Origin of the sequence: Cryobacterium sp. 10I1 (assembly GCF_035019805.1) — a bacterium.
In the GTDB taxonomy this organism is placed as follows: Bacteria; Actinomycetota; Actinomycetes; order Actinomycetales; family Microbacteriaceae; genus Cryobacterium; species Cryobacterium glucosi.
The window spans coordinates 1-5188 of record NZ_JASJVF010000232.1 but is presented as its reverse complement, the minus strand read 5'-3'; the positions used below and the strand labels follow the sequence as shown (position 1 = coordinate 5188).

At 66.9% G+C, this 5188-nt stretch carries 4 protein-coding genes; 3 read left to right on the top strand and 1 reads right to left on the bottom strand.

The features are described from left to right. On the bottom strand, positions 1-868 hold an 868-nt coding region (locus tag QN345_RS15345; protein WP_323508828.1), incomplete at its 3' end, for a glycoside hydrolase family 43 protein. Positions 869-1026: 158 nt separating this feature from the next. Here QN345_RS15345 and QN345_RS15340 point away from each other — a divergent pair. The 3 genes from QN345_RS15340 (at position 1027) to QN345_RS15330 (ending at position 5110) form a co-directional block, all read left to right on the top strand. Beyond that, the gene (locus tag QN345_RS15340; RefSeq protein ID WP_322188495.1) at positions 1027-2061 is read left to right on the top strand and encodes a LacI family DNA-binding transcriptional regulator; all 1035 of its coding nucleotides are present in this window, start codon (positions 1027-1029) and stop codon (positions 2059-2061) included. Between the two features lie 138 nt (positions 2062-2199). Next, on the top strand, positions 2200-3483 hold the full coding sequence (locus QN345_RS15335) for a sensor domain-containing diguanylate cyclase (protein WP_134558037.1): 1284 nt from the start codon (positions 2200-2202) through the stop codon (positions 3481-3483). 334 nt (positions 3484-3817) lie between these two features. After that, positions 3818-5110: an extracellular solute-binding protein gene (locus QN345_RS15330; protein WP_134446913.1), complete on the top strand. Its 1293-nt coding sequence runs from the start codon at positions 3818-3820 to the stop codon at positions 5108-5110. The last annotated feature ends 78 nt before the right edge of the window (positions 5111-5188 follow it).

Below are 5188 nucleotides of genomic sequence, written 5' to 3'. Positions count from 1 at the left end.
TGCCGCCTGCCGCGTTCAGGATCAGGCTGTACTTCGCCTGGAAGAGGGCGATCGCGGAGAGCTTTCCGGCGAGGGCGAGGGCCCACCAGGAGCCGTCCCCTGCCTCGACGAGGTCGGCGTGCCCGACGTTCTGCACGCTCGCGGTGGCTCCCAGCTGGCGGTGGCTGAGGACCGGGTTGCCGGGGTTCCCGACGTATGGGCCCGTGACGGACCGGGAGCGGGCGACCGAGACGGCGTGGTTCCGTTCGGTGCCGCCCTCGGCGGCGAGGAGGTAGATCCACCCGTCGTGCGCGAAGAGGTGCGGGCCCTCCGCCCACACCGCCCCGGCAACCGCGCCATTCCAGAGGATGTGCTCCTGGCCGAAGAGTCGCCCGGCGACCGGGTCGAGCTCGCGGAGCCAGATCTCGGTCTGGCCGGGGTATGCGCCGGGTTCGACGAGGCGGCAGCCGGCCCACCAGACCCTGCCCTCGTGGAAGAAGACCGTCGGATCGATGCCGCGCGCGCCCTCGAGGAACACCGGATCGGACCAGGGCCCGGCCGGGTCGGTCGTGGTGAGGAAGAACGACGCGTCCGCCGCGCCGCCGACGACGGTGCAGGCGAGGAAGAACAGACCGTCGTGATGGCGCAGGGTCGGCGCGTAGAGGCCGCCGGAGTCCGGCACCCCGGCGAGGTCGAGCAGGCCGGCCTGCCCGGTGCGGTCGATCGCGTGGCCGAGGGGTGTCCAGGTGACGAGGTCGGTGCTCGAGTGCAGTGGGAGACCGGGGAAGTACTCGAACGACGAATTGGCGAGGTAGAAGGTGTCGCCGACCCGGCAGACCGAGGGATCGGGGTACATTCCGGGCAGGACCGGATTCGCGAAGACCGTCATGCTTGACCACCCTAGTGACCGGACCACCGGCATCCGTGACCCCTGACCCGTTTAAGTCGATTCTCACAACAAATCCGGGACGGGGTGGTTCTGGTCCGTTGGTTCATGGGTCAGACTGTGCGACAAGACATTTATTATCGGGAAGCGAGGTCGGCGCCATGGCGAGCATCCACGATGTTGCGCGGGTTGCCGGTGTCTCGATCAGCACGGTGTCCTACGCGCTGTCCGGCAAGCGGTCGATCGCGGCATCCACGCGCGTGCGCGTCCTCGATGCCGTGGAGAGTCTCGGCTATCGTCCGAACGCGGGGGCCAGGATGCTCGCGGGCACCCGCACCAACATCTTCGCCCTCACGGCGCCTTTTCACGCGGACACCTATGCGCCGGCCCACATGGCCTTCGTGCTCGCGGTCGCGCAGGCCGCCCGCGAACACGACTACGACGTGCTGCTGCTCACCCAGGACGAGGCGACGAGCGGACTGCGCCGGGTGGCGTCGAGCAGCCTCGTCGACGGCATCATCGTGCTCGACGTCGCGGGCGATGACGACAGGGTCGCGGTCATCCGCGAGCTCGGCGTGCCGGCGACCTTCATCGGGATTCCCCGGGATGCTGCCGGTCTCGTCTGCGTCGACCTCGACTTCGAGGCCGCTGCGGCGCTCGCGGTCGAGAAGCTGGTGGCAGCCGGGCACCGGTCGATCGGCCTGATCGGGCACTCTCCCGGCGTCTATGCCCGCGGCTCGAATTTCCCGCCCCGGTTCCGCGACGGTTTCTTCGCGGCCGCTGCGGCCCACGGGGTCGAGACGGCGTTCGTGATGCCCGAACGGGACGGCCCGAGCGTCCGGATCGCCCTCGATGCGCTCTTCGCGGAGCGCCCGGACATGACGGCGCTCGTCCTCCATGCCGAGGAGAGCATACACACCGCGGTTCTGGACGTGCTGCGGGAACGCGGCCTGCGGGTGCCGCGGGATCTCTCCGTGCTTGCGGCCTGCGCGAGCTTCGAGACCGATCACTTCGAGCCTCCGCTCGACACGATTCCGCTCGTCGCCGCCGACTCCTGCTGGCGCGCGGTCACGCTCGCGATCGAGCAGGTGAGCGGTCCGATCGAACCCCGTATCGAGCTCGTCCCTCCGCGTTTCTACGAGTGCGGCTCGATCGCACCGCCGCCGGATCGGCCAGGGGCCTCCCCGCGATCCTGACCCGCTCCCGACCCGGGAAGCCGGGTCCCACCACCGGATCTTCTCCGGGAACGGTGCGGAACGCTCCGGGACCTGTACCCTCCAAGTGGGGGAGCTTCGACGGGTTCCCGTGGTCGCATTCCTCGGGCAAAGGTGACGATGGACGACTACGAGGCACTCGTGGCAGAACGGGACCTCCTGCGAACCGCAATCGACCGGATCCCCGCCCTGATCGGGCACTGGAACAACGACCTCCGTTGCGACCTCGCCAACACCGCGTACGGCATGCTGCTCGGCGGCGACGCCGCGGCAATGCGCGGCCGGCATATCAGCGAGGTGCTCGGCGCCGAGCTCTACGCGAGCAACTTTCCCATGGTGCGTGGTGCACTCGACGGAATCCCGCAGCATTTCGACCGGACCCTCGTCGACGCCGGTGGCGTGACGCGCCACCTGCAGGTCGACTACCAGCCCGACATCGCCGGAGGCTTCTTCGTGCAGGTTGCCGACGTCTCCGAGCGGATGGCGGCGCAGCAACGTCTCGGGGAAGTGCTCGAATTCCAGAACGCCGTCCTCGAGACCACCCCCGACCTGATCACGGTGTTCGACCTTGACGAGGAGAAGCTTCTCTGGGCGTCGAAGTCCCTGAGCGAGACCTACGGCTACAGCGTCGAGGGCCTGTCGGATCCCGCGGAGCGGGACCGCGCCGTTCCAAGCGAAGACCGGGGCATCTACCGCGCTGCCCAGGAGCGAGTGCGGCTGGCCCTCGATCACGAGGTCGTGCACTGCCGGCACCGGATGGTGACCGCAGACGGGCGCAGCCTGTGGGTCGAGCGCGGACTCACCCCGTTCAAGCGCAACGTCGAGGGCCGCGTCACGCAATACCTGAGTGTGTCGCGCGACATCACGGGACTCGTCCACGCAGAGCGCCAGCTCGACAGGGCCGCGAACCACGACGACCTGACCGGCCTGGCCAATCGCCGGCAGTTCATTTCGGCCCTCGAGGAGGCCGTCGGCCGGGAGTCCGGTGAGGTGGCGCTGGTCTACTGCGACCTCGACGACTTCAAGTCCATCAACGACCGGCATGGTCACGCCGTCGGCGACACCGTGCTCTGCCTGGTCGCCGAGCGACTGGGTGCCGTAGTCCGGCCCAGCGACCTCGTCGCGCGCCTCGGCGGAGATGAATTCGTCATCCTGATCACCGGCGGGATTCCCGAGGCGTCCGCCCTCGTCGAGCGCATCACCGAGCGGATGCGCCCCGTGTTCCCGATCGGAGACCTCACGCTCGCCGTCCGGGCCAGCATCGGCGTGGCCATCGGGGCCCCCGGCGCGAGCGCGGAGGATCTGTTCGCGCGGGCGGACGCCGACATGTACCGGATGAAGCCGGGTACCCCGCGGCGCGCTCTCCGTGCGCGGGTGCGCCGCGCCGCCGTCGGTCGTCGATGACGTCCCTGAGGTGTCGCATATCGATGTTCAACCCGCGTGTGAACCTCGATATGCGACACCTCAGGTGGAGGATCCGGGGGATCGCGGCCGGGCCGGATGCTCGCGCGACGCGGATATGTTGCGAATATCAACAAACAACTTGTGCCCGCATCCGCAGGCCCCTATGCTTCAAAGCGACCCACTGTCGAAGCGTTTCGGCGGGCGATAAGCACAGCAATTATCGAAGCGTTTCGATTCGCTCGCGCTCGGGTCGTCATCGGCGACAGGAATCGGTGTCGCCACTACAAGGAGGTAGAAAGTGAGATTAGGAAAGCGCGCCCTCGCTGTCGTCGCAATGACGGCAGCAGCGGCACTCTTGACCGGCTGCGCAAGCGGTTCAACCGGCGGATCCACGAGCGCCAGCTCGGCTGGCCCCGTCGACGGCACGGGGAAGACCCTGACGCTCTGGGACTTCGAGTCCGATACCAGTGCGATGGGAATCGCCTGGAACGAGGCGATCAAGGTCTTCGAGAAGGAGACCGGCGCGAAGGTGAAGTTCGAAGCGAAGAGCTTCGAGCAGATCCGTTCGACCGCGAGCCAGGTCCTCAACTCCGACCAGGCCCCCGACATCCTCGAGTACAACAAGGGCAACGCCACCGCCGGCCTGCTCGCAAGCCAGGGGCTGCTCAGCAACCTCGACGACTACGTCAGCCAGTACGGCTGGGACGCGAAGCTCGCCCCCTCCCTGCAGACCACCGCCAAGTATGACGAAAACGGCATCATGGGCTCCGGCTCCTGGTACGGCGTTCCGAACTACGGCGAATTCGTCGAGGCCTATTACAACAAGGACATGTTCGCGAAGTACAACGTCGCGATCCCGACCACGCAGGCCGAGTTCGAAGCCGCACTGAAAACCTTCAAGGACGCCGGGATCACCCCGCTGGCGGAGTCGGCAGCCGAGTACCCGCTCGGCCAGCTCTGGTACCAGCTTGCGCTGACCAAGGCAGACCGCAGCTTCGTCAACGACTACCAGCTCTACACCGGTGACGTCGACTGGCAGGGCAAGGAACTGACCTACGCGACCAACACCATCAAGGACTGGACCGACAAGGGCTACATCTCCAAAGACGCCACCGGGACCAAGGCAGAGGATGCCGGCACCGCGTTCATCGCTGGGACGAACCCGATCTTCTTCTCCGGCAGCTGGTGGTACAACCGCTTCACGACAGAGATCAAGGGCTTCGATTTCGGCACCTTCCTCTACCCCGGCGCCACGATGTCTCCCGGATCCAGCGGAAACATGTGGGTCGTCCCCGAGAAGGCCAAGAACAAGGACCTCGCCGCCGCATTCATCGACATCACGATGCGCCCGGAGATCCAGGCCCTGATCGGCAATAACGGTGGCGTCCCCGTCGCCGCGAACGCCTCGGACATCACGGACCCGAAGAGCCAGGAACTGATTGCCAACTTCAACACGCTCACCGCGCGCGACGGCATCGGCTTCTACCCCGACTGGCCCACCCCGACCTTCTACGACCAGCTGAACGCCGGCCTGCAGGAGCTCATGAACGGCACCAAGTCGTCCAAGGACGTCCTGACCGAACTCGGCACCGAATACAACGACGGCATCAAGGACATCAAGAAGTAGTCCGCCGCGGGTCAGGGCGTAGATCGGGCCGAACACCTTGAGGGCTGCGATCGTGCAGGTCAGAGTCACGACGAAGAT

Coding starts and splice junctions, on each gene's coding strand:
- QN345_RS15335 (WP_134558037.1), top strand. CDS start 2,200: ATGGACGACTACGAGGCACTCGTGGCAGAACGGGACCTCCTGCGAACC.
- QN345_RS15330 (WP_134446913.1), top strand. CDS start 3,818: ATGACGGCAGCAGCGGCACTCTTGACCGGCTGCGCAAGCGGTTCAACC.
- QN345_RS15340 (WP_322188495.1), top strand. CDS start 1,027: ATGGCGAGCATCCACGATGTTGCGCGGGTTGCCGGTGTCTCGATCAGC.